The organism is Streptomyces sp. NPDC006012 (assembly GCF_042871185.1).
Classification (GTDB): Bacteria; Actinomycetota; Actinomycetes; order Streptomycetales; family Streptomycetaceae; genus Streptomyces.
The window spans coordinates 333,372-354,697 of record NZ_JBIAIE010000003.1 but is presented as its reverse complement, the minus strand read 5'-3'; the positions used below and the strand labels follow the sequence as shown (position 1 = coordinate 354,697).

The following is a 21,326-nucleotide window of genomic DNA, read 5'->3' as shown; positions in this document are numbered from 1 at the left end:
GACCAGAAGGAGTCGCATGAACGGCGCCACCGCGCAGGAGACCGTTACCGCCGCCCCGCCGGCCGCCACGGACACCGCGCACACCGCCGGTGCCTGGGAGAACCTCGTCACCACGGCGCTGCTCGGCACCGACCGGCGTCCGCCCACGGGCGGCACACCGGGTCGCGAGGCGCCGGTGGCGCTGCTGGACGCGGCGGCCCTTCAGACCGTGCGGCGACGGGCGGGGCTGCGCCCGGCCGCGGCGGCGCAGCGTCCGGAGCCGGCCGCCGAGGACCCGCGCCCCGCCCTGCCCGCCGCCGCGGCGAACCGGTTCGCCCTGCTACTGGCCGACCGTCCCGGCACCGGCGGCGGTCGCCGCGGCGCAGCGCCCGACCTGATGGAACTGCTGCCCCAGTGGCTGGCGGCGGCGAACGCGCACGGTTACGCCGCACCGCCGGAGACCCTGCCCGCGCTGCTGGACGCGGCCCGGGGGCGTACGGACCTGCGCCCCGCGGCGCTCGCGTTCGCCGGCCCGCGGGGGCTGTGGCTGGCCCGGCTCAACCCGGACTGGCGGTTCGCCCTGCGCGCGGCACCGGGCGGCGGTGCCGCGCTGCCGGACCTCGACGACGCCGCCGGGGTGCAACGGCTGTGGGAGGAGGGCCTGTTCGCCGAGCGGGTCGCCCTGCTCGCGGCGATCCGCGCGGCGAGGCCCGCGACGGGCCGCGAGTTGCTGACCTCGACGTGGTCGGCAGAGCGTGCGGAGGACCGGCTGATGTTCCTCGACTCACTGCGCTCGGGTCTGGAACCCGCTGACGAGCCGTTTTTGGAGCGGGCGTTGGCGGACCGCAGCCGGAATGTCCGGGCGATGGCCGCGGAGTTGCTGTCCACGCTGCCCGACTCGGCGCTCGCGGCACGGATGGCGGTCCGGGCAGGGGTCTGTGTCGCGATCGACCAGACGCGCGGTGACCCGACGATCGCGGTCGAGGCGCCGCTGGAGTGCGACGCGGCGATGGAGCGGGACGGTGTCGTGGCCAAACCTCCCACGGGACGGGGCGAGCGGTCCTGGTGGCTGGGCCAGCTACTGGAGGCGGCACCGCTCGGCACGTGGTCACGGCGGCTCGGCGGGCGTACACCGCGGGAGATCGTGGCGCTGCCGGTGACGGACGGCTGGCAGACCGAGCTGCACGCGGCCTGGTGCCGGGCGGCAGCGCGGCAGCGGGACGCGGAGTGGTCCCGGGCGTTGCTCGGGACGCCCGGCGCACCCGAGGCGGGCGGGCCGGGCGCGGTGTCCCTCGCCGAGCGGGCGAAGCTGCTGGGCACGCTGGGGGCCGGGGAACGGGCCGACTGGGTGGCCGGGTTCATTGCGATGCACGGCCTGTCCGAGGCGTTCCAGCTGCTCGGGGTGTGTGCCGTGCCCTGGGCGGAACCGCTCGGCCGAGCGGTGGTGGATGCGCTCGACATCGCCCGGGACGCGGGGAGCTATCCCTGGAGCTTCAGCGGGGTGATGGGGCTGGCCGAACGGTGCCTGGATCCCGCGGAGGCGTCACGGCTGAACGGGCTGCTGGCAGTGCCGGAGGAAGGGGAGGACGCGTCACCGGGCGCCGGCGGGTACTGGGCGGAAGCGTTCCAGCGGCTCGTGACGACCTTGCGGTTGCGGGCGGACATGGCGCGTGAGCTGGTCGCTCCGCTCGGGGAGCCGTGATGGGGCGCTGCTCGACCGCGGGCGGGGCGTGGCCGAGCGCGCCGTTTCCCACGCCCGCACCACAGCAACCCGCCCGGAGGACCGGAACTGGACATTCCTCAACCGCGGGCGGGTCACAGCCGAACGCACCGTCTCCCGCTCCCCCACCAGGGCGCCCGCCGCCCGGTCGGAGAGCGCGGCCCGGAGGACCGGGATGGATCGTTGTTCGGCTGCTGCGCGTCGCGGACGGGCACACCGTTCCCCGCGCACCCGTCCCTCCACGCCCCTTCCTGGGCGCGGAGGGGCGGGGTCAGCCGCCGGAAGCGGCTGGTTGCCGTACGTTCGCCCGTACCCACTCCACGATCGACGCCGTGGTCGCGCCCGGGGTGAAGATCTCCGCGACGCCCTTCTCCTTGAGCGGCGCGATGTCCGCCTCAGGAATGATCCCGCCGCCGAAGACCAGGATGTCCGCGGCGTCGCGCTCCTTGAGGAGGCCGATGACGGCCGCGAACAGGGTGTTGTGCGCACCGGAGAGGATGGACAGGCCGATCGCGTCGGCGTCCTCCTGGATCGCCGTGTCGACGATCTGCTCCGGCGTCTGGTGGAGCCCGGTGTAGATGACCTCCATACCGGCGTCGCGCAGCGCTCGCGCGATGACCTTGGCGCCGCGGTCATGACCGTCGAGCCCTGGCTTGGCCACCACCACGCGGATCGGACCGGCTGCCACACCCATCACTGCCTCCATGAAGCGACTGGATCCACGACTGGTTCCATCAGATCCATCCGTACCGACAAGTACCGCACCATCCGTGCGTTGCGCCACCGGCCGGAAAGTGAACGAACGTTATCCCCAGCATCCCGCAACCGGCGGTTTTACGACGGCGGCCGAGGGGGAAATCACACGGTGGGACATGTTCGGGAGCCGCACCGTGGTCCACGGGAACACGAAAGGCATGCGGCGTGCACGACACGCACCTCGGTGACCCTGCGTACGGCTTCCCACAAGGGCACACGGGGACAGAGACGTCCTCCTGTGCCGACAGGAGGTCGGCCATGATGGTCACCAGGGCAGTGCAGCCGCTTCGTCCGCTCTACCAGCTCCTCCTGCCGGGCAAACTGGCGGGACTTTCCGTGGCTCTCCTGAAGGCGACCGCCCTGGAGGTCACGATCCTCGCGGGACACCTCCTCCTCTATCCGACCGGCATCATCCAGGAACGCCGCTCCCAGCCCCAGCCCACGCCCCCTCCGGACGGCACGCCACGGCTGCCGGCCCAGCCCGAACTGCCGGTCATCCTGCTGCACGGCTTCATCGACAACCGATCGGCCTTCGTCCTGCTCCGCCGCAATCTCGCCCAGCACGGCAGACACCAGGTGGAGTCGCTCAACTACTCTCCGCTGACCTGCGACATCCGCATCGCCGCCGAACTGCTCGGCCGGCACATCGAGGAGATCTGCCGGCGGACCGGAAGTCCGCAGGTGGACATCGTGGGGCACAGCCTCGGCGGACTGATCGCCCGGTACTACGTACAGCGACTGGGTGGCGACCACCGGATCCGCACGCTGGTGACGCTCGGTACACCGCACTCCGGCACCCGCGCCATACCGCTGGCCAACGCCCACCCGATCGTGCGCCAGATGCGGCCCGGCTCGGAGGTGATCGAGGAGCTGGCCATGCCCGCACCCGGCTGCCGTACGCGGTTCGTCAGCTTCTGGAGCGATCTCGATTCGGTGATGGATCCCCTGGACACCGCCTGCCTCGACCATCCTGACCTGCTGGTGGAGAACGTGCCCGTGACCGGGATCGGCCACCTCGCACTGCCGGTGCATCCCACGGTCGCAGCCCGGATACGTCAGGCGCTCGGCGCCGAGCCCGCGGAGGGGGAAGCCGAGACGGGACCCGTCACCGGCCCGGCCGGGCTGACCGTGGCCTGAGCGGAGGCCGAGCGGAGCCGGAGCCGAGGAGGGACCGAGCCAGGGAGCGTCGGAGCCGAGCCGGGGATACGTAAGGGACGCGCGGAGGCGGGGCTGATCATCTGCGCGGAGGCCCCCGATTCACTCGAATGGCCGTACCGGACGAAGGGCCCGGGGTCCTGAGCGGACGACCGGCCCGGCCTGGTCCGGTTCACCCGATCGCCACGGAGTCCGCCCGCCCCGGCCGATCGTCAGGACGCGAGCCCGGTCATCGGCCTGCCCCTGCCCGGACCATCGAACGTTTCTCGAACACAGAACCAAACCCGTGCCCGCGCTCCCCGAAACACGGCCGAATGCCCGTTTCCTGCGAACGCGAAACCAGGCGAAGATTGTCGCGCCCGCATACCGCCGGGTACAGTCGCCGCACTGCTCTGGCAGCCCCTGTTGTCGAGGCGAAAGAGAAGTTGGTGAACGACGGTCACCCGTCGGGGACTATGACCACCCCGGCTCCGGCTTCCGAAGCCACCTCGGCGCACTACGCGTCGTACGGCGGGCAGGAAGCCCAGTACGGCGACTTCACCACGTACGGCGGCTACGACGCCGGCGGCTCACCGCAGGGCGCGCACGCCACCGCCTTCGACACCGATCCCCTCTTCGGCAGTCTCCCGGGTGATTCCGGGGCCACCGGCGCGTACGACACCACACACTGGTCGACCGGCGTACACCACACCCTGAACTACGACCCGTACGCGGCGCAGCACCATGCCGCCTACGACAGTGGCGCCTACGACGTCACGGCGTGGTCGGTGCCGCAGCAGCAGGGCCCGGGAGCCGACACGAGCGGCCAGTGGGACGCCGGTGCCTGGCTGCAGACCGACCAACTCGGCGGTGCCGACCCGACCCAGCAGTGGGAGTGGGGCACCCAGGCGTTCGACACCGGCGCGTACGACGCCACGCAGTGGAACTCCGACGGCGTCCGGTCCGAGCATCCGGCCGAGCCCTTCGAGCACCAGGCGACCGGCGCGTTCGAGCAGTCCGCATACGAGCAGTCCACGTACGAAGCGGCCCCGTATGGGGAGTCCGCCTACGACGAGACCGCCTACCAGGAAAGCCCCTACGGCAAGCCCTCCTACGAGGACCCGGCCTACACGGACCATTCCTACGCGGATTCCGACCACGAGGACTCCGCCTACGCGGCGGTCGCTGGTGAGGAACCCGCCCCGGGCGGGGGCGAGTCGACCGCCACCGGTGAGCTGCCCGCGGTGGCGCTGCTCGACGGACAGGAAGAGGTCACCCCGGTACCCGCCCCACGCGCGGGTTCCCGGTCCGCGTCCCGCTCGCGCCGGCGCCCGCCCGCCAAGCGCTCCGCGCTGCTGACCATCGCCGTGCCCTCGGCCTGTGTGATGGGGGTGGCCGGGATCGCCGCCGCTTCCGTGGGCGGCCTGACCGACGACGGTACGAACACGACCGCCTCAGCCCCGGACCCGCAGGCGGTGAAACCGGCCACCGCCAACAACAAGCTGGACACCCAGCTCGAAAGCCTCTCCGCGGGCGCCGACGACTTCGCCGACCGGGCCAGCCGCACCCAGGAACGCATCGATCTCAAGGCCGAGCAGGACGCCGAGAAGAGGAAGGCGTTGGCGGAGGCGGCGCTCAAGGAGCGGCTGCGGCCCAAGTTCGTCCTCCCGGTCGCCCAGCGCGGACTCAGCGCCTATTTCGGCCAGGCCGGTGTGAACTGGATGTCCGTGCACACCGGGATCGACTTCCCCGTGTCGTACGGCACGACGGTGATGGCCGCGACCGACGGCACCGTCCGCACGGAGTGGAACAGCGCCTACGGCAACATGATGATCGTGACGGCGAAGGACGGCACAGAGACCTGGTACTGCCACCTCTCCAGCTACCGCGTCGCCTCCGGCGCGAGCGTCAAGGCCGGGCAGCCGATCGCCTACTCCGGCAACTCGGGCAACTCCACCGGCCCGCACCTGCACTTCGAGGTGCGCCTGGCGGGCGGCCCGGCGATCGACCCGCTGCCCTGGCTGCGCAGCCACGGACTGGACCCGACGTAAGGGCTCCGCCCGCCCCTCGGGCACAATCCCCGTCCCACGGACTCAAGGCTTGTCCCACGGACATGGGGCCCGTTCCTCGAACTTGAGGCCCGTCCCCCGGTCTGAAAGCTTGTCCGTCGGGCGTAAGGCTCGTCCGACGGACGTACGGCCCGCACCGCGGACGACGCGGGGCGGGCCTCGGACGACGGCGGCGGGCCCGGTCTCAAGCAGCTACGGCGTCTTCACAGCCCTACAGCTTCTCCACCGGCGCGTACCGCAGCAGCAGTCGCTTGGGCTTTGCGTCGCCGAAGTCGATCGTCGCCTGGGCCTTGTCGCCCGTGCCCGCCACCGCGACGACCGTGCCGAGTCCGAACTGGTCGTGTGTGACCCGGTCGCCGACGGCCAGGGACACCACCGGTTTCTCCGACGCCCTGCGCGTGGCGAACCCGGACGCGCCCGCCCCGGACGAACGGGAACGGGACGAGGACAGCGAGGACACGACACCGGACGCGGGCCCGGAGGAGACAGGTGCCGGGGCTCCCGTCCGCTTCCACTCCACATGGGCGCCGGGAATCTCTTCCAGGAAACGTGAGGGCGGGTTGTACGACGGCTGGCCCCAGGCGCTGCGCATCGTCGACCGGGTGAGGTACAGCCGCTCGCGCGCGCGCGTGATGCCGACGTACGCCAGGCGCCGTTCCTCCTCCAGTTCCTTGGTCTGGCCGAGGGCGCGCATGTGCGGGAAGACGCCGTCCTCCATGCCGGTCAGGAAGACCACCGGGAACTCCAGACCCTTGGCGGTGTGCAGGGTCATCAGGGTGATGACGCCGTCGCCCTCCTCCCCGTCCGGGATCTGGTCGGAGTCGGCGACCAGCGCGACCTGTTCCAGGAAATCGGCGAGCGTGCCGCCCGGGGCCGCCGGGCCCGCTGCCCCCTCGACCGCAGTGCCCGCTGTCCCCTCGGTCGTCGCGCCCGCTACCCCTTCGGCGGTCGCACCTCCGCCACGCTCCTGTTCGAACTCCAGGGCCACGGAGGCGAGTTCCTGAAGGTTCTCGATCCGGGTCTCGTCCTGGGGGTCGGTCGAGTTCTGCAACTCGGCGAGGTAGCCCGTGCGTTCGAGCACCGCTTCCAGGACGGTCGCCGGTCCCGCTCCTGACTCGACGATCGTCCGCAGCTCCTCCATCAGCACGTTGAACCGCTTGATGGCGTTGGTCGACCGCGCGGCCATGCCGTACGCCTCGTCCACCCGGCGCAGCGCCTGCGAGAAGCTGATCTTCTCGCGCTGGGCGAGCGCGTCGACCATCGCCTCGGCGCGGTCGCCGATGCCGCGCTTGGGCACGTTCAGGATGCGGCGCAGCGGGACGGAGTCCTCCGGGTTGGCCAGCACCCGCAGGTAGGCGAGGACGTCCCGGACCTCCTTGCGTTCGTAGAAGCGGACGCCGCCGACGACCTTGTAGGGCAGGCCGACGCGGATGAAGACCTCTTCGAAGACACGGGACTGGGCGTTGGTGCGGTAGAAGACGGCGACGTCGCCGGACTTGGCCTCGCCCGCGTCGGTCAGCCGGTCTATCTCGTCGGCGACGAACTGCGCCTCGTCGTGTTCGGTGTCCGCGACATACCCGGTGATGGTGGCGCCCGCGCCCGCGTTGGTCCACAGGTTCTTGGGGCGGCGGGACTCGTTGCGCTCGATGACGGCGTTGGCGGCGGACAGGATCGTCTGCGTGGAGCGGTAGTTCTGCTCCAGGAGGATCGTCGTCGCGTCCGGGTAGTCCTCCTCGAACTGGAGGATGTTGCGGATGGTCGCACCGCGGAAGGCGTAGATCGACTGGTCGGCGTCACCCACCACGCACAGTTCGGCGGGCGGCAGGTCGTGCTCCTGCTCGGGCACGTCCACCGGGCGCTCGGCGGTCCCGACGAGTTCGCGCACGAGTGCGTACTGAGCGTGGTTGGTGTCCTGGTACTCGTCCACGAGGACGTGGCGGAAGCGGCGCCGGTAGTGCTCGGCGACGTCCGGGAACGCGCGCAGCAGGTTGACCGTCGTCATGATCAGGTCGTCGAAATCGAGGGCGTTGGCCTCGCGCAGCCGCGACTGGTAGAGAGCGTACGCCTGGGCGAGGGTCTTCTCGAAGCTCCCCCCGGACTCCGGCTGGGAGGCGCCCCCGGCCACCTCGGCGGCGTAGTCCTCCTCGTCGATCAGTTCGTTCTTCAGGTTGCTGATCTTGGCGCTGAATGCCTTCGGCGGGAAGCGCTTCGGGTCGAGGTCCAGGTCGCGGCAGACCAGGGCCATCAGGCGCTTGGAGTCGGCGGCGTCGTAGATCGAGAAGGACGAGGTGAAGCCGAGGCGCTTGCTCTCGCGGCGCAGGATGCGCACGCACGCGCTGTGGAAGGTCATCACCCACATCGCGTTCGCGCGCGGGCCGACGAGTTGTTCCACGCGCTCCTTCATCTCGCCCGCGGCCTTGTTGGTGAAGGTGATCGCGAGGATCTGCCCGGGATGCACCTTGCGCTCCGCCAGCAGGTGGGCGATGCGGTGCGTCAGCACACGGGTCTTGCCGGAGCCGGCGCCGGCCACGATGAGCAGCGGGGAGCCGGAGTGCACGACGGCGGCGCGCTGGTTGTCGTTCAGCCCGTGCAGGAGTGCGGCCGGGTCGATGACCGGCCGGGGGGCGCCGTCCCCGTAGTAGGCGTCCGGGTCCGGGGGCACGTCGAACTTCCCGCCGAACAGATCGTCCGGAACCTGCTCCGGAGCGTGCTCGTCCGCGGGCGGCGGGGGCTCCTCCTCCGGCCCGCGGGGGGCCTGGAGGTCCGCCAGGAAGCTGTCGTCAAAGAGGCTGCTCATCGCTCTCCGAGTCTAGGGCGCCCCACTGACAACCCGCCGCCGACCCGAGAACATGACCGGTGCCGCTCGCAGAACTTCGCCGCTGCCGCTCCGCCGTCCCGCCGTCCCGCCGCCCCCAGGTCCGGTCCCGGCCCGGACTGGCCCGGACCGGCCCGGACCGGCCCCCGGGACGATCGCGGGCCGATCCCACGACGTCACCCAGGGCCGACCGCGGTTCACCCCAGGTCGCCCCAAAAGCGTGACCGTTCCGCCCGGCCGCGATCCCGGACCGAGAACCAAACAGTCACATCCGCGCCCAATCCGCTCACCGACCGGAACCACCTGGTCACCCTGGAGGAAACTCACCGCCGGGTCACGAAAATGTATCGGGCATATCACCCACCAACCTTCACAGGGGCCACACGAGTTGGCTAGCGTGCCGGGCAGGCCGTACGACCCCCACCGGCGAGCCTCGCCGGGCCGTGCGGCCTCCGCCGAGTCCGGCGTGTCCCCGTGGCACGCGGGAGCCGGGGACCCACACCGACCTTGGGGTGAATCGGCCCAACCCCTCTCCGGGGAACGGCCGTAGGGCAAACCTTCCGAACCACCCGCCCGAACCCGACAGCTAACTCGGTAGGCGGAACACGGAAGGAGTCGCCTCTCTTGGCGTCGCACCGCAAGCCGCGCTCCGCGGGTACGCGCGTAGCAGGCATACGCACCCCCGCCCTCGCCACCGCCGCCCTCGCCTCCGTAGCCCTGCTCTCCCAGTCGGCCGTCGCCACCCCCTCCGACGGCGACAAGCCGAGCGTGGAGGAGGTGCAGAAGAAGGTCGACGACCTGTACCGGCAGGCCGAATCGGCAACCGAGCACTACAACGCGGCCAAGGAGCAGACCGGCGAACAGCGCAAGCGCGTCGACACCCTCCTGGACGACGTCGCCCGCCGCACGGACCGGCTCAACAAGGCCCGTGACGAACTCGGCTCGTTCGCCGCCGCGCAGTACCGCACCGGAGCCTCCGTCCCCGACTCCACCTCGCTCCTGCTCGCCGACAACCCGCAGGACTACTTCGACCAGACCCAGCTGATGGACCGGCTGACCGCCCGCCAGAAGACCGTGGTCGACGACTACGTCACCGAGCAGTCAGCGACGATGAAGAAGCGGCGGGAGGCCACGAAAAGCCTCGAAACGCTCACAAAGTCGCAGGACGAACTCAAGACCGCCAAAGCCACCGTCCAGACGAAGCTCTCCACCGCGCGCGAGCTGCTGACCAAGCTGACGGCGGAGGAGAAGAAGCGGCTCGCCGAGATCGAGAAGCGCCGGCAGGAGGAGGCCGCGCGGAAGGCGGCGGAGCTGGCCAAGCAGCAGGCGGCACAGCAGAAGAAGGAATCGTCGTCGACCACGGACTCGTCATCGTCCTCGTCGTCGTCCTCCTCCTCTTCCTCCTCTTCCTCGTCGTCCTCGTCGTCCTCGTCGGGTGGCTCCTCGTACGCCACCAAGGCCCAGAAGGCGATCGACTTCGCCCGCGCGCAGATCGGCAAGCCGTACGTCTGGGGTGCCACCGGTCCGGGCTCCTACGACTGCTCGGGGCTCACCCAGGCCGCCTGGAAGGCCGCGGGCGTCAGCCTGCCGCGCACCACCTACAGCCAGGTCGACGCCGGCACCACGGTCTCCGTCGCCGATGCCCAACCCGGTGACCTGGTCTTCTTCTACGACGACATCAGCCACGTAGGCATATACATCGGCAACGGGATGATGATCCACGCCCCGAAGCCGGGCGCCTACGTCCGCGAGGAGTCGATCTACTACGGCGGCGATTCGATCATCCACAGCGTGGTGCGACCGGCCTGACGCCGCGCGGGCCCGCGTCGAACCGATCCGCGCGGGCCCACATCATGGTGATCCCGTGCGGGCCCCAGTCATGCTGACCTCGCGGGGGCTCGGGTCATGCTGATCCCGCGCCTGCCGGCACGGCCTGGTCCCGTGTGGGTCCGCGTCACGCCTGTCCGGCGCCGGTCGGCACCGGCCCGGTCCCGTGTGGGCCCGCACCGGACTGAGCCGGGAGCTGGGAGCGGGGGCTGCGGCCGGGGGCGGTGTTGAGAAGAAGCTGAGAGTTTCCCGTGCCACGCTGGCGCCCCCTATCCCGCTCAGGAGCGCCTCGATGACCCTGATCAACGGCCTGCCCGCCCATGTCCTGCTGGTCCACGTAGTCGTCGTGCTGGTACCTCTCGCGGCACTGGCCCTGGTGGCGGCGGCAGTGTGGCCGCGCGCCGCCCGAAGGTTGGGGCCGCTGCTGCCACTGCTGGCGCTCCTCGCCCTGGTCAGCGTGCCATTGACGACGCAGGCGGGCGAGTGGCTGGAACGGCACGTGGAGAGCGACGCCCTGGTGCGGCGGCACACCGAGCTGGGTGACGGGCTGCTGCCGTGGGCCGTCGGGCTGTTCGTGCTGGCCGCGGTCGTGTGGTGGGCGGGGCGTTCCGCGCCGGCCGGGGAGCCGGGCGAGGGCCGCGGCCTGCGCTGGTCCGCCCTGCCGGTGCGGATCGTCGTGGGGGTGCTCTCGCTGGCCGTCGCGGTGGGAGCGGTGGTGGACGTCTACCGGATCGGCGACTCCGGAGCGAAGGCTGCCTGGCACGACGCCTACTCCAAGACGGCGACCGGGTCGAAAGACCAGCCCTGATTCGGCGCGGATTCGGCGCGGATCCGTCCGCGCCGAGCCGCCTGCGCCCGCTAGCATCGCGTGCCCCTCATGCCCCTCATGCCCCTCATGCCCCTCGTACCTCCGTGCCACCCGTGCCACCCGTGCAACGTGTGCCCCTCGTACCTCCCGTGCATCGTGTGCTACCCGTACATGAGGGTTATCGGTTCATGAGCGCCACGCGCGCGTGAAGGCGTCGTGTCCCGCACCCGCGCGTTTTTGGGGCGTACGCACGCGTGCCACGCCGCCGACCCGCCCGGAACTCCCTAGCATCGGGCGCATGCCCGGCACCTCCCCCCTCCGCGCCTGGTGGGCGCAGCGACCGCCGGCGGCCGGCGCCGCCGTGATGGCGACCGGCATCGTCTCGGTGGCTCTGCGGCTGACCGGCTACGAGGTCCTGTCACTGATCGCGCTCGCGCTGGGCTGCGTCGCCTGGCTGGCGCTCGCCGCCGACTTCGTCGCCGGCCTGCTGCGCGACCGGGAACGGTGGCTGGCCGAGGCGAAGACCCCCGGGGCGCTCACCGCGGTGGCCGCGACGACGGTGCTCGGCACCCGTTTCGCCCTGCTCGGCTGGTCCGCCCTCGCCGAGGCGCTGCTCGCGCTGGCGGCCGTGCTCTGGCCGGTGCTGCTGTTCCTCGTCCTACGGAACAGGAAGCGGCGCATGCCCGGGGCGGTGTTCCTGATCTGCGTGGCCACCCAGGGGCTCGCCGTGCTCGGCGCCACCCTGGCCGCCACGGAGGCGACGGCGTGGCTCGCGTACATCGCGCTGGTGCTGTTCTGGCTGGGTCTGGTTCTCTATCTGGTCGCGCTCGCCCGGTTCGACCCCGGGCAGGTGCTGAGGGGGGCCGGTGACCACTGGGTCGCGGCCGGCGCACTCGCCATCTCGGCGCTGGCCGGAGCCAGACTGCTGTCCGCCGACAGCCCGGCCCTGTACCTGTGGGACAAGGACGACCAGGGCGTCCTGCACACCGTGACCATCGGACTGCTCGTCCTCGACCTGGCCTGCTACGCCGTACTGCTGATCGCCGAAGTGCTCAGGCCCCGCCTCCGCTACGACGTGCGTCGCTGGTCGACGGTGTTCCCGTTGGGGATGACCGCGGCGGCCACGCTGTCCGTGTCGGCCGCCGCCGGAATCCCATGGCTGCGCGGTCTCGGGCAGGTACTGCTGTGGGTCTCGGTCGCGGGCTGGCTCGCCGTCGCCGCGGGCGCGGCCCTGACGGCCCGCGCGGGGATCAGTGCCGCGCGCCGGGCCCAGCATCCGCGGGCACAACATCGCCGGGCATGACGCCCCTGGAGGAGTTCCCGGACGCACCGGACGCACATCGGGACCTTCGGCAGCCCCCCGCGCCCCGGATGTCATATTCCGGGTGTCACGTCCACAGCACGGCGATGAAGATGTTCACCATGGTCAGCAGACCCACCACGCCGAACATGTTCTTGTCCACGCGCTCCTCGTCCCGCTTCACGTAGACGAGACCGAGGATCACGATCAGCACGAGCAGCTTCACGCCGATCTTGATGTTGTTGACGTGGTGGTGGTCGGCCTGGTTGAGGCCGACCAGGATCGCGCCGGTGACCAGCATGGTCAGCGCGCCGTGCAGCATGGCGGGGACGAAGCGCGCGGCGCCCTGCCCCATCGCCTTCATCTGGGTGAGGAAGCCGCCGAGAAGCGCGGCGATGCCGATGATGTGCAGCGCGACGAAGAGGTGGATGAGTACGCCCATGCCCGGAGCCTAATGAGGGGCGGAGAGGCGGGCGGGCACCGGCCCCTGCCTCCGGGCTCCGGGCTCCGGGCTCCGGGCTCCGCATGGCATATGCCTGTCTCATAGCACCGGGCGGACCGCACACGCCCCGGAAGCACCGCTTCGGTCAGCGCGGCATGTGAAGGCGGCGGTTCCCCATCGCACCCACGGTCACATACGGTCACGATCGGCATCCCCGACACCAGTTCCGTACATTCCGTTACCGACTCGTCACAGGCGGGCCTAGCGTCCTCCACCAGCGGCCGGCACTCCTGAGCCGGACGCGCCGACCTCTCGTAGGACAGCAGAAAGGACGTGACGGTCCAGGTGGCAGCGCACCGCAAGCCCCGGAACCGCCCGCTCGGCGGCAGCACGGCCCGAACGGCCGCCACCCTGGCCCTGGCGGGCGCGGCGACCGCGACCGCCTTCGACGGCACCGGGCACGCCGAGCCGCAGCGGACGCCGGACCAGGTCAGGGCCGAGGTCGACAAGCTCTACCAGGAGGCGGAGGCCGCCACCGAGAAGTACAACGGGGCGCGGGAGAAGGCGGACGCGGCGCAGCGGCGGCTGAAGTCCTTGCAGGACGAGGCGGCCCGCAGGGAGGACCGGCTCGACTCGGCACGGGACGCGCTGGGCACCGTCGCGGCGGCGCAGTACCGCAACGGCGGTCTCGACCCCGCCCTCCAGCTGGCGCTGTCCGCGGATCCCGACCAGTACCTGGAGGGGGCCGAGTTCGCCGAGCGGGCGGGCGACCGTCAGTCGGCGGCGGTGGCGCGGGTACGGGACCAGTTACGGGAGATCGAGCGGCTGCGCGGCGCCGCGCGGATCGAGCTGGCCTCGCTGCGGTCCCGGCAGGCCGAACTGAAGCGGAACAAGCAGACGATCACCGAGAAGCTGGGCACGGCCCGGCAGCTCCTGGACCGCCTGTCGCCACCGGAGCGGGCCGGCGTGACCGCCGAGGGCACCGGAGGCGACCGTGCCTCGCGTTCGCATCCCGGGGACGGGCACAGCGCCCTGCCGGTCGTGGGCCCGGTCGCGGCACCCGGTCCGCGCGCGACGGCGGCCGTGGCGTACGCCTACCAGAAGATCGGCAGCCCGTACGTGTGGGGCGCGACGGGCCCGAACGCCTTCGACTGCTCCGGTCTCGTCCAGGCCGCCTACCGCTCGGCCGGCATCGCCCTGCCCCGTACGACCTACGCCCAGATCAGCGCGGGCCGACGCGTCTCCCGTTCCGAACTGCTCCCCGGAGACCTGGTGTTCTTCTACTCCGGCATCAGTCACGTCGGCATCTACGTGGGCAACGGCCAGATGGTCCACGCCCCGAACTCGTCGGCGCCGGTGCGACTGGCCCCGATCAGCCAGATGCCGTTCGCGGGGGCGACCCGGGTGGTGTGAGGCTTTCTCGGCCACCGCGCTGCCGTCGCACGCTTGAATTCGGCGTCATGCCCCATTGCGGACGTGTCCGAGCCAGAGCCGACGCCCGAGGTCGTCGAGTTCCTCCTTGCGGTCCTCGCAGTCAGGGATGGCCTGCCGGAGCAATGCCCAGTAATCCGCTCCGTGCCCGGAGATTCTGATATGGGCCAGCTCATGTGCGATGACATAGTCGATCAAATGGACGGGAAGCTGAAAAAGGGCCCAGTGCAGTGCCATGCTCCCGGGGCCGCCGCCGCCCGGCCGGTATGTACCCCAGCGGTTGCCCACATCCCTGACGACGATCTCGGGCTCGCGGACCTCCATGCGCGCGGCCCAAGGCTGAAGTCTCCCCTGCGCCCAGCGCTGTCCCGCCTTGCGGTACCAGGCGATGAGGACCCTCCGGGCCCCAGTCGGATCCTGCGCGAGATCCTGATCGATCACCATGCGACCCGCGAAGATCCGGACTCCGGCGTGTCCTTCGCCGCCTATCCGCAGACGATAGGTACGTCCCAGATAGGTGAACGACTCGCCGTCCCGGATCTCCCGTACGGGGTGCGCGGGCGGATGTACCGCGCGGCGCCGCAGTTTGTCCGCAAGCCAGCCCTCTCCCTCCCGCAGAAATGTCTCCGCTCGCGCGACGGCGCAGTTCCTCGGCGCGCGCAGGGTGAGGGAACCGTCGCGTTCGACCGTGAGTCCGAGATGCCGGCGTTGGCTGACGGCCACCCTGAACTCCCTCCCCGCAACGGTGATCACTTGACCGTCCTCCAGGACGGCCAGGCATCGGTCTTGAGGGTCGGCAGGCTTCGGCACGCGGCCTATTGTCCCCGAGCCGCCGCTCGGAACGCCGCCGCATGCCGTTGGGCGTGCCCGGTCAGGGCCTGTGAGAGGTTGTTCAGCGGTTCCTTGGCGCGTTCCCTCGGTCTGACGCCCGCCCGGCGCAGTGCCCTCCAGAGCTCGCTCTGCAGCGAGTCCAGGCTTGCCTCATTGTCCGACCAGGCGGCACTCGACACGTGCCGTTCGATGACGGCGGCAAGGCCGATCGTCACGTTCCTGAGTTCGGCGGGCTCAGGCAGTTCGAAGGCCGGATCCTCCGCCAGCCGATCAGCGAGCTTTGTGTAGAGCTGCTGCTCGGCCGACGTCAGGTCGGCGACTGCCGGATCGACCTCCTCAGCCTGCCGAGCCCGGTCGATCAGCGGACCGATGCGCACCTTGATCTCGTCCCAGCGTCCCGCGAACTCCTCCAGGATCGCTTCCAGTTCCTCGGAGAGCGTCCGCAGTACGGGCCGGTCCTCCGTCCTGCGCCGCTCCTCCAGGTGATAACGCAGCGCCTGCACCTGCTCGGCGGCGGACTCCCGCGCATCCGGGATGCGCCCCACGACCTCGTCGAAGTCCGGGGCCAGGATGGACACCGGCGCGATGACCTGCTCGATCTCCGGGAGTTCGAGGTGGTCGGCCACCATGGCGCGCACCTTGCGCCCATACGCCCGGACGGAGAAGGTCCCGCCCTCCGCGTCCCGGTAGTGCCGCCGCACCCGCTTCTGCAACAGCGTCCAGTTCCGGGCCTCCGGTACCAGCTTGAGCGCCGCCTCGTGCGGCAGGACGCGCTCCAGGGCGGAGGTGAAACGGCTCATCCGGGTGTCGAACTCGGATCGCCCTTTCTCATCGCCGAGCATGAGCATGCCCTGGGCGATGCCGCCGGGGGCATCGAGCCCGCTGATACCAAGAGCCGTCAGGAAGTCTCTCAGCCCGCCCGCGGCCTCCTGCATCTCCGGGACCTCGACCTCGTCGAGGCTGCGGACCGTCCCGAACGTGGCCTCGTCGCCCTTGTACGCGGGCAGGGTGACCGCCAGATCGCTCAGCACGCCGTAGTAGTCCACGACACGGCCCTCGTACTTCGCCCGGCGCGGGCGGTTCACCCGCGCGATGGCCTGGAGCAGTTCGGCGTCCTGGATCGGACGGTCGAGGTACAGCGCCTGCTCGATGGGCGCGTCGAATCCGGTGAGCAGCATGGACTTCACGATCAGGAACGCGATGGGTCTGGGCTCTTCGGCATGCGGGGTGGCCATTCCGCTCCAGGGGTTCCGGCCGATGCCGCCCGCGGGCACGGGGTCGTCCTCGGGGATGTGCCGCGTCACCCACGGGTTGTCCGGGGGAAGCTGCGGGAACGGCTCCAGGAAGCGGTCCACGTGTTCCTGCTGGGTCGCCGGGTCGGTCCACTCATGCCATTGCCCGCGCTTCTTCTCGCTCCCCGCGGAGATGACGGGCACGAAGTCGATCCGACGCAGGACCTCCTGGTACTGCCAGGCCCGCAGCAGGACCAGGTCCTCCCAGGTGTAATCGGCGAGGTTTTTGTGCCGGAGGGACTCAGGGTCGAAGCCCCGCACGCTGGCCAGTAGTTCGGCCCGGGCATCGTTGAGCATGTGCCGGTAGAGCACTGCCGCGCTGCGGCTCACCGCCGCCACCTGCGCCTTGAATCCCCCGGTCAGCGGTCCGGTGACATAGTGCTCCAGCATGTCCTTGGCCTTGGCGCGGATCACGGGGAGCGACTCGGCCACGGTACGGCTGGTCGGCTTGAGCTGCCTGCGCATCTTCGCCTGTTGCCCCGCCCGCAGCTGGGCGATCAGGTTCTCGAACTTCCCGTTCAGTTCATCCTTGTCGCGGACCCCGGCCGGGCCGGTACGCCCCTCGTACCGGACGGGCACGACGACCTTGTCCCGCTCGGCCTCGTCCATGAGATACGAGTCAAGAAACCTGCCGTCCGGCTCCAGTCCGAAGATGCGCCCCGTGTCCGTGAGCCGACCCTTCATGATCGGCGTACCGGTGAAACCGACGCGGGCCGCCTTCGGCACGGAGTCACGCAGGCAGGCATGCAGCACGGAGGTGTGGGACCGGTGTGCCTCGTCGACGAGCACCAGCACGTACGGCGAGGAACTGCACTCGGTGAACCGCCGCCGTACCTCGTCGACGGCCGCCTCGCCGGGGGTGGGATCCGACGCCTCCTCGGCCGCCGCTCCCCCTGCCAGGCGCTCCTGCACGGCCTCGAACTCGGCTTCCGGGTCGCGATCGTCACCGGTATCGCCCTTTTCTGTCCCGACGACGCCGGGAATTCGCCCGAGGTACTTCTGGATCATGGTGAAGATGACCGCGCGTCCTCCGGGCCTGCCCGCACGCTCCAGCATGCCCTCGGCGTCGGAGCGGGACTGTGCGACCCGCACGTCCACGCCGCTGACCCTGACGGCGGCGGCCAGTTGCTGCTCCAGTTGCGTGCGGTCGGTGACGACCAGGAGGGTGAAGCGGTTGAGCTCGGGATCACGGCTGGTCTGGAGCCTGCGGGCGAGGAAGGCCATCGTCAGGCTCTTGCCGGACCCCTGAGTGTGCCAGATGACACCGCCGCGCTCGTCCCGCACCGCGGCCGGATCGTCCACGGTTCGCCCGGTACGCAGCTTGCGCACGATCTTCTCGACGGCACGGTACTGCTGGTGTCGGCATACGGCTTTGATCGTGACCGGCGGCTCCCCGGGCTTCGTCTTCACGGGCATCTCGAAGACGTAGTGGCGCACGATGTTCAGCAGATTGCGGGGCTTGAACACCATGCCGACGAGACGATGGAGGTCCGTGGGCGGCTGACCGGGCTCCAGCAACCGCGTTCCGTCGGCCCGTCGCACCAGCTGCAATGACCGGGCGAAGTGCTTGTCGCCGTCGTAGTCCGGAGTGACGCTGCGCCAGGGCGCGAAGTGGTCCTCGTCGGCCGTGATGGTGCCCAGCGCGGCATGCTCCCCGGCTGCGGCGACCAGCAGCTGCACCGGCGCGAAGAACTCCGGCACCTGGCTGTGCGGGTCACGTCGGTCGCGTCCACTGTCGTCGTCGAGCGGTACGCCCGCATACCCGCGCAGGTCACGGATGGCCTCGCCGACACCGTCCTTGACGTCCGGGCTCTTGCACTCGACGACGGCGACAGGGACGCCGTTCACGAACAGCACGAGGTCCAGGACGATCTCCGCCCCGTCGAAAGTCCGCACACGCAACTGGTCGACGACGAGGTAGTCGTTCCGCTTCAGGATCTCGGTGTCGTCCAGGCCCTCCAGATCCCAGTCGATGAACTGGGCGTGCACGGTCGAGCCGTGATGATGCTCCTCGTCACCGGTGACCGGCGTCCCTTTGATCAGCCGGCTGGTCACTTCGCCGTTGACCGCGACGAGAGAGGCGGTCGCGACGTTACGGGCGGTACGGCGCAGGTCGTCGATGGCGGCGTCGGCGTCCGAGTCCGTCATCCAGGAGCCGCTGCCGCCGGGCAGCCGGTTCACGCGCCGGACCGCGGAGCGCAACCGCTTCAGCAGGAGCAGATCGCCGTATTCCCGTTCGTCCCCGTCAGGGTCCGCCTTACCGAGGTCAGGCCCGTGGACGTGCTGCCACCCCATCGCCTTCAACTGGTCGATGATCGGCTGTTCGGTCTCGTCCCGCTCGGCCGTACCCCGCGTCATGAACTCCGCGCCTCTCCCCGTGTGCCGTGCCGCTGTTCGAACAACGACCGTACAGCCGTTGCCGGTTCCCCATTCTGCGACGGGTGGCGCACGCGTGACAGGAGTCCGTACGACGGTTAGGACCGCAGTCTCCCCGCTGGACGAGAATTGGCCGGTTCTCGGCCCTCCCGGGGACGAGCTGCGAGTGCGTCACGGGCAACGTCCATGGCGGTCCGGCGGTCCATTTCCGCACCGGGCGTGGTCGCCTGCACGACGGCTGCGGCGGGAGCGTGTGCGTCGGACGTGACGGACGTGACGGTACGGCAGCGGCAACCCCGGCACAGGCCGCCGACGAAGGCCGCGGGGCGCCCTGGGACACCGCAGTCGGTGCACTCCGGCATGAAGAGGCGGTTGTCCGATACGGATCCGGAGACGGTTGTAAGTACAGGTACAGGTACGAGTACGGGTACGGGTGGCAACTTGTCACGGAGCCGCCGGGCGACGAACCCGCGCGGAGAGTGGACGACATCGGGCAAACCGCCGGTCAGGGCACGGGTGAGGGCGAGAGCGCTCGCGCCGCGCTCCAGCCAGGGGATGGCCAGGTCGGCCAGGGCCTCGCAGTCGGCGGCGGACAGAGCGAGCCGGGGTTCGCGGCTGCCGAGTCGGGCGAGGACGTGGTAGGCGGTGGTGGCGTGAGGCTCGACGGGCGGGGACTCGACTGACTGGGACACGTCCGGCGCGTCGATGGATGGGGTGGTGTGGCCGGCCGTCGGATTGACAGGGTTGCCGGGCGTGGAGAAGGAGCCGTCCGGGGCCTCACCGGCATCCAGGAAGGCTGCCCACCATGCGTCGTCCCGCGCGGTACCGGACCAGTACGTACGGAAGACCCAGCGGGTGCCGCTCTCACCGGTGGCGGCCAGGCCCCGAGCGCGGTGCAAGTGCCCTGCGCGCGAAAGGGCGTTGAGTGCGCTGCGGACTGCCTGCTGACCATACAGGGGCACGACCTTGGCGAGGCTCTTGATGTCCATGGCGGCACCGTCGGACAGCCCGTCGATGAACGCCGCGATGTACGCCTCACGGGCGGGGAGGTGCGAGAAGTCAGCGGGGACGCGGGAGGCGGTGCCGGATTCGCCCGGGACGGTTCGTTTTCCGTAGCCGGGGCTGGCCATGGGGTGTGCGGGGACGGACAGGGCGGCGCTAAGGTTTTCACAAGCCACGAGATCGGTTCCTCTAACTGCGATCTTGAGGTGAGACCCCGGCGGGTGCTGCTAACACCCGACCGGGGTTGTTTGTTGTCGCGAACGCTAGAGGGTGACGACGGCGTGTCGCAAGCCGGTCACGAAAAGTCATGGTCCCTGGCGGCCGGGCAAGTTGAGCGCTGGACGACTCGGGGATCCGGGCGTGGGAGGGTGGGTGGTGGGTTCAAACCCACCACCCATTCCTTGCAAACGCGGCTCGACTCCCGGCTCTTGCCTCTCGAAGCTCAAGCGCCGGTACGGGCGTACCCGACGAACGCGGTCCAGGTGTCCCCGGCGACGGCGAAGCGGGGGCTCTGGGGGCCGAGCTTCGAGTCCCGGATGTGGATGGTGTGGGGGGATGTGGCTACTTCGAGGCAGGCGCCGCCCTCGCTGTCGCTGTAGGTGGACTTGCGCCAGTCCAGGGCGACTTCGAGGCAATTACCGCCCTCGCTGTCGCTGTAGCTGGACTTGAACCAGGTCAGGCGTTCGCTCATCTTTCCTCCGCCACCTTTCTGATGAACGTGGCCGACTCTTCCACGCTGAGAGAGTGCATGCGGATCATTGCATGAGCCTGAGTCAGAGCACTGACGTTGCCAGGACTGGCATGCAGCACGCTGACCTTGGGGGCCTCAATGTATCCATACTGCTCGTGTTCGGGCGTCTCCAACAGCACGATGCCGCCGTTGAGAGCGACGCCACTACAGCGCCCGAAGGGCAGGATCTGGACCGACACATTGCGGAGTTCACCCATGTCCAGCAGGTGCTGGAACTGCTCACGCATCACCTCTCTCCCACCGACCTCGGTGCGAAGGGCCGCCTCATAGATCACGAACCCGTACATCACCCCGATCCTGCGCCGCACCGCATCGGCCCTACGGAGCCTGGCCGCCACACGCTCACTGACCGTCTCATCATCAAGGGGAGGCGAGCTGTCTCCGATCAGTGCTCCGGCGTACCCTTCCGTCTGCAACAGACCAGGGACGAGCAGAGGTTCGTACCACGAGACGGCGATGGCCTCCGCCTCAAGAACCATGAACTCCTGTGACCGCGCCGGAAACGGCTCCGGCTTCAGATACTCCTGGGCCGCGACGAGCTTCCCGCCCGCCCCGCACACCTGGTCGGCGATCTGGAGGAACCGCAGGGTCGGCCTACGGCGGCCGTTCTCCATGGACTTGACGTACTCGTAGTCGTAACCGGCCTCTTTGGCCAGCGCATCGCGGCCGACACCGGCGTCCGTGCGCCACATCTTGATCTGGCTGCCGCAGTACCGCCAGGCGATCGGCGGCTGGGAGTTCACCTCGTTCGTCATACACACCTCCGCCGGGTCCACGCGAGGTACGGCTACTG

Annotated in this window: 15 protein-coding genes and 1 riboswitch; of the genes, 7 read left to right on the top strand and 8 right to left on the bottom strand. The window is 70.2% G+C overall.

Going from position 1 to position 21,326, the window contains the following annotated elements; genetic code table 11:
• Window positions 1–16 precede the first annotated feature (16 nt).
• The gene (locus tag ACFYPJ_RS08525; RefSeq protein ID WP_389012448.1) at window positions 17–1,681 is read left to right on the top strand and encodes a DUF5691 domain-containing protein; all 1,665 of its coding nucleotides are present in this window, start codon (window positions 17–19) and stop codon (window positions 1,679–1,681) included.
• Between the two features lie 289 nt (window positions 1,682–1,970).
• Here the strand turns inward: ACFYPJ_RS08525 and ACFYPJ_RS08520 are convergent, their stop codons facing one another.
• Window positions 1,971–2,393, bottom strand: a complete 423-nt coding sequence (locus ACFYPJ_RS08520) for a cobalamin B12-binding domain-containing protein (protein ID WP_389012446.1) — start codon at window positions 2,391–2,393, stop codon at window positions 1,971–1,973.
• Between the two features lie 320 nt (window positions 2,394–2,713).
• Here ACFYPJ_RS08520 and ACFYPJ_RS08515 point away from each other — a divergent pair, with 320 nt between their 5' ends.
• Together ACFYPJ_RS08515 and ACFYPJ_RS08510 are read left to right on the top strand one after the other, a co-directional pair.
• Window positions 2,714–3,592, top strand: coding sequence for an esterase/lipase family protein (locus ACFYPJ_RS08515; protein WP_389012443.1), 879 nt, complete (start codon window positions 2,714–2,716; stop codon window positions 3,590–3,592).
• Window positions 3,593–4,065: 473 nt separating this feature from the next.
• A complete protein-coding gene (locus tag ACFYPJ_RS08510) occupies window positions 4,066–5,640 on the top strand; it encodes a peptidoglycan DD-metalloendopeptidase family protein (RefSeq protein ID WP_389012440.1) in 1,575 nt (524 codons plus the stop codon).
• A 229-nt stretch (window positions 5,641–5,869) separates the two neighbouring features.
• Here ACFYPJ_RS08510 and ACFYPJ_RS08505 read toward each other — a convergent pair whose 3' ends face one another.
• On the bottom strand, window positions 5,870–8,455 hold the full coding sequence (locus ACFYPJ_RS08505) for an ATP-dependent DNA helicase (protein WP_389012437.1): 2,586 nt from the start codon (window positions 8,453–8,455) through the stop codon (window positions 5,870–5,872).
• Between the two features lie 461 nt (window positions 8,456–8,916).
• A riboswitch (cyclic di-AMP (ydaO/yuaA leader) is annotated at window positions 8,917–9,089 on the top strand.
• Between the two features lie 8 nt (window positions 9,090–9,097).
• On the opposite strand from ACFYPJ_RS08505, the gene ACFYPJ_RS08500 reads away from it, so the two are divergent.
• The 3 genes from ACFYPJ_RS08500 to ACFYPJ_RS08490 all read left to right on the top strand — a co-directional run bounded on the left by ACFYPJ_RS08500 (window position 9,098) and on the right by ACFYPJ_RS08490 (window position 12,411).
• Entirely contained in the window at window positions 9,098–10,282 is a 1,185-nt protein-coding gene (locus tag ACFYPJ_RS08500) for an NlpC/P60 family protein (RefSeq protein WP_389012435.1), read from the top strand.
• Between the two features lie 310 nt (window positions 10,283–10,592).
• On the top strand, window positions 10,593–11,108 hold the full coding sequence (locus ACFYPJ_RS08495; protein WP_389012432.1) for a DUF2231 domain-containing protein: 516 nt from the start codon (window positions 10,593–10,595) through the stop codon (window positions 11,106–11,108).
• A gap of 298 nt (window positions 11,109–11,406) precedes the next feature.
• On the top strand, window positions 11,407–12,411 hold the full coding sequence (locus ACFYPJ_RS08490; RefSeq protein WP_389012429.1) for a tellurite resistance/C4-dicarboxylate transporter family protein: 1,005 nt from the start codon (window positions 11,407–11,409) through the stop codon (window positions 12,409–12,411).
• Window positions 12,412–12,496: 85 nt separating this feature from the next.
• Here the strand turns inward: ACFYPJ_RS08490 and ACFYPJ_RS08485 are convergent, their stop codons facing one another.
• Window positions 12,497–12,850: a hypothetical protein gene (locus tag ACFYPJ_RS08485; protein ID WP_389012427.1), complete on the bottom strand. Its 354-nt coding sequence runs from the start codon at window positions 12,848–12,850 to the stop codon at window positions 12,497–12,499.
• 345 nt (window positions 12,851–13,195) lie between these two features.
• Here ACFYPJ_RS08485 and ACFYPJ_RS08480 point away from each other — a divergent pair, with 345 nt between their 5' ends.
• A complete protein-coding gene (locus ACFYPJ_RS08480; RefSeq protein WP_389012424.1) occupies window positions 13,196–14,263 on the top strand; it encodes an NlpC/P60 family protein in 1,068 nt (355 codons plus the stop codon).
• A gap of 45 nt (window positions 14,264–14,308) precedes the next feature.
• Here the strand turns inward: ACFYPJ_RS08480 and ACFYPJ_RS08475 are convergent, their stop codons facing one another.
• The 5 genes from ACFYPJ_RS08475 to ACFYPJ_RS08455 all read right to left on the bottom strand — a co-directional run bounded on the left by ACFYPJ_RS08475 (window position 14,309) and on the right by ACFYPJ_RS08455 (window position 21,288).
• Window positions 14,309–15,091: a M48 family metallopeptidase gene (locus ACFYPJ_RS08475; RefSeq protein WP_389012421.1), complete on the bottom strand. Its 783-nt coding sequence runs from the start codon at window positions 15,089–15,091 to the stop codon at window positions 14,309–14,311.
• Between the two features lie 5 nt (window positions 15,092–15,096).
• Entirely contained in the window at window positions 15,097–18,762 is a 3,666-nt protein-coding gene (locus tag ACFYPJ_RS08470) for a type I restriction endonuclease subunit R (protein WP_389012418.1), read from the bottom strand.
• Window positions 18,763–18,878: 116 nt separating this feature from the next.
• Window positions 18,879–19,910, bottom strand: a complete 1,032-nt coding sequence (locus ACFYPJ_RS08465) for a hypothetical protein (RefSeq protein ID WP_389012415.1) — start codon at window positions 19,908–19,910, stop codon at window positions 18,879–18,881.
• Window positions 19,911–20,224: 314 nt separating this feature from the next.
• On the bottom strand, window positions 20,225–20,473 hold the full coding sequence (locus ACFYPJ_RS08460) for a DUF397 domain-containing protein (protein WP_389012412.1): 249 nt from the start codon (window positions 20,471–20,473) through the stop codon (window positions 20,225–20,227).
• Window positions 20,470–21,288 (bottom strand): helix-turn-helix domain-containing protein, encoded by an 819-nt coding sequence (locus tag ACFYPJ_RS08455; protein WP_389012409.1) that lies wholly within the window; start codon window positions 21,286–21,288, stop codon window positions 20,470–20,472. Before ACFYPJ_RS08455 ends, ACFYPJ_RS08460 begins: the two co-directional genes overlap by 4 nt.
• Window positions 21,289–21,326: the final 38 nt, after the last annotated feature.

Bases quoted from the DNA above. Each gene is read 5' to 3' on its own strand.
- ACFYPJ_RS08455 (WP_389012409.1), bottom strand. From the start codon at position 21,288: ATGACGAACGAGGTGAACTCCCAGCCGCCGATCGCCTGGCGGTACTGC.
- ACFYPJ_RS08460 (WP_389012412.1), bottom strand. From the start codon at position 20,473: ATGAGCGAACGCCTGACCTGGTTCAAGTCCAGCTACAGCGACAGCGAG.
- ACFYPJ_RS08465 (WP_389012415.1), bottom strand. From the start codon at position 19,910: ATGGCCAGCCCCGGCTACGGAAAACGAACCGTCCCGGGCGAATCCGGC.
- ACFYPJ_RS08510 (WP_389012440.1), top strand. From the start codon at position 4,066: ATGACCACCCCGGCTCCGGCTTCCGAAGCCACCTCGGCGCACTACGCG.
- ACFYPJ_RS08525 (WP_389012448.1), top strand. From the start codon at position 17: ATGAACGGCGCCACCGCGCAGGAGACCGTTACCGCCGCCCCGCCGGCC.
- ACFYPJ_RS08470 (WP_389012418.1), bottom strand. From the start codon at position 18,762: ATGACGCGGGGTACGGCCGAGCGGGACGAGACCGAACAGCCGATCATC.
- ACFYPJ_RS08505 (WP_389012437.1), bottom strand. From the start codon at position 8,455: ATGAGCAGCCTCTTTGACGACAGCTTCCTGGCGGACCTCCAGGCCCCC.
- ACFYPJ_RS08485 (WP_389012427.1), bottom strand. From the start codon at position 12,850: ATGGGCGTACTCATCCACCTCTTCGTCGCGCTGCACATCATCGGCATC.
- ACFYPJ_RS08520 (WP_389012446.1), bottom strand. From the start codon at position 2,393: ATGGGTGTGGCAGCCGGTCCGATCCGCGTGGTGGTGGCCAAGCCAGGG.
- ACFYPJ_RS08490 (WP_389012429.1), top strand. From the start codon at position 11,407: ATGCCCGGCACCTCCCCCCTCCGCGCCTGGTGGGCGCAGCGACCGCCG.
- ACFYPJ_RS08495 (WP_389012432.1), top strand. From the start codon at position 10,593: ATGACCCTGATCAACGGCCTGCCCGCCCATGTCCTGCTGGTCCACGTA.
- ACFYPJ_RS08515 (WP_389012443.1), top strand. From the start codon at position 2,714: ATGATGGTCACCAGGGCAGTGCAGCCGCTTCGTCCGCTCTACCAGCTC.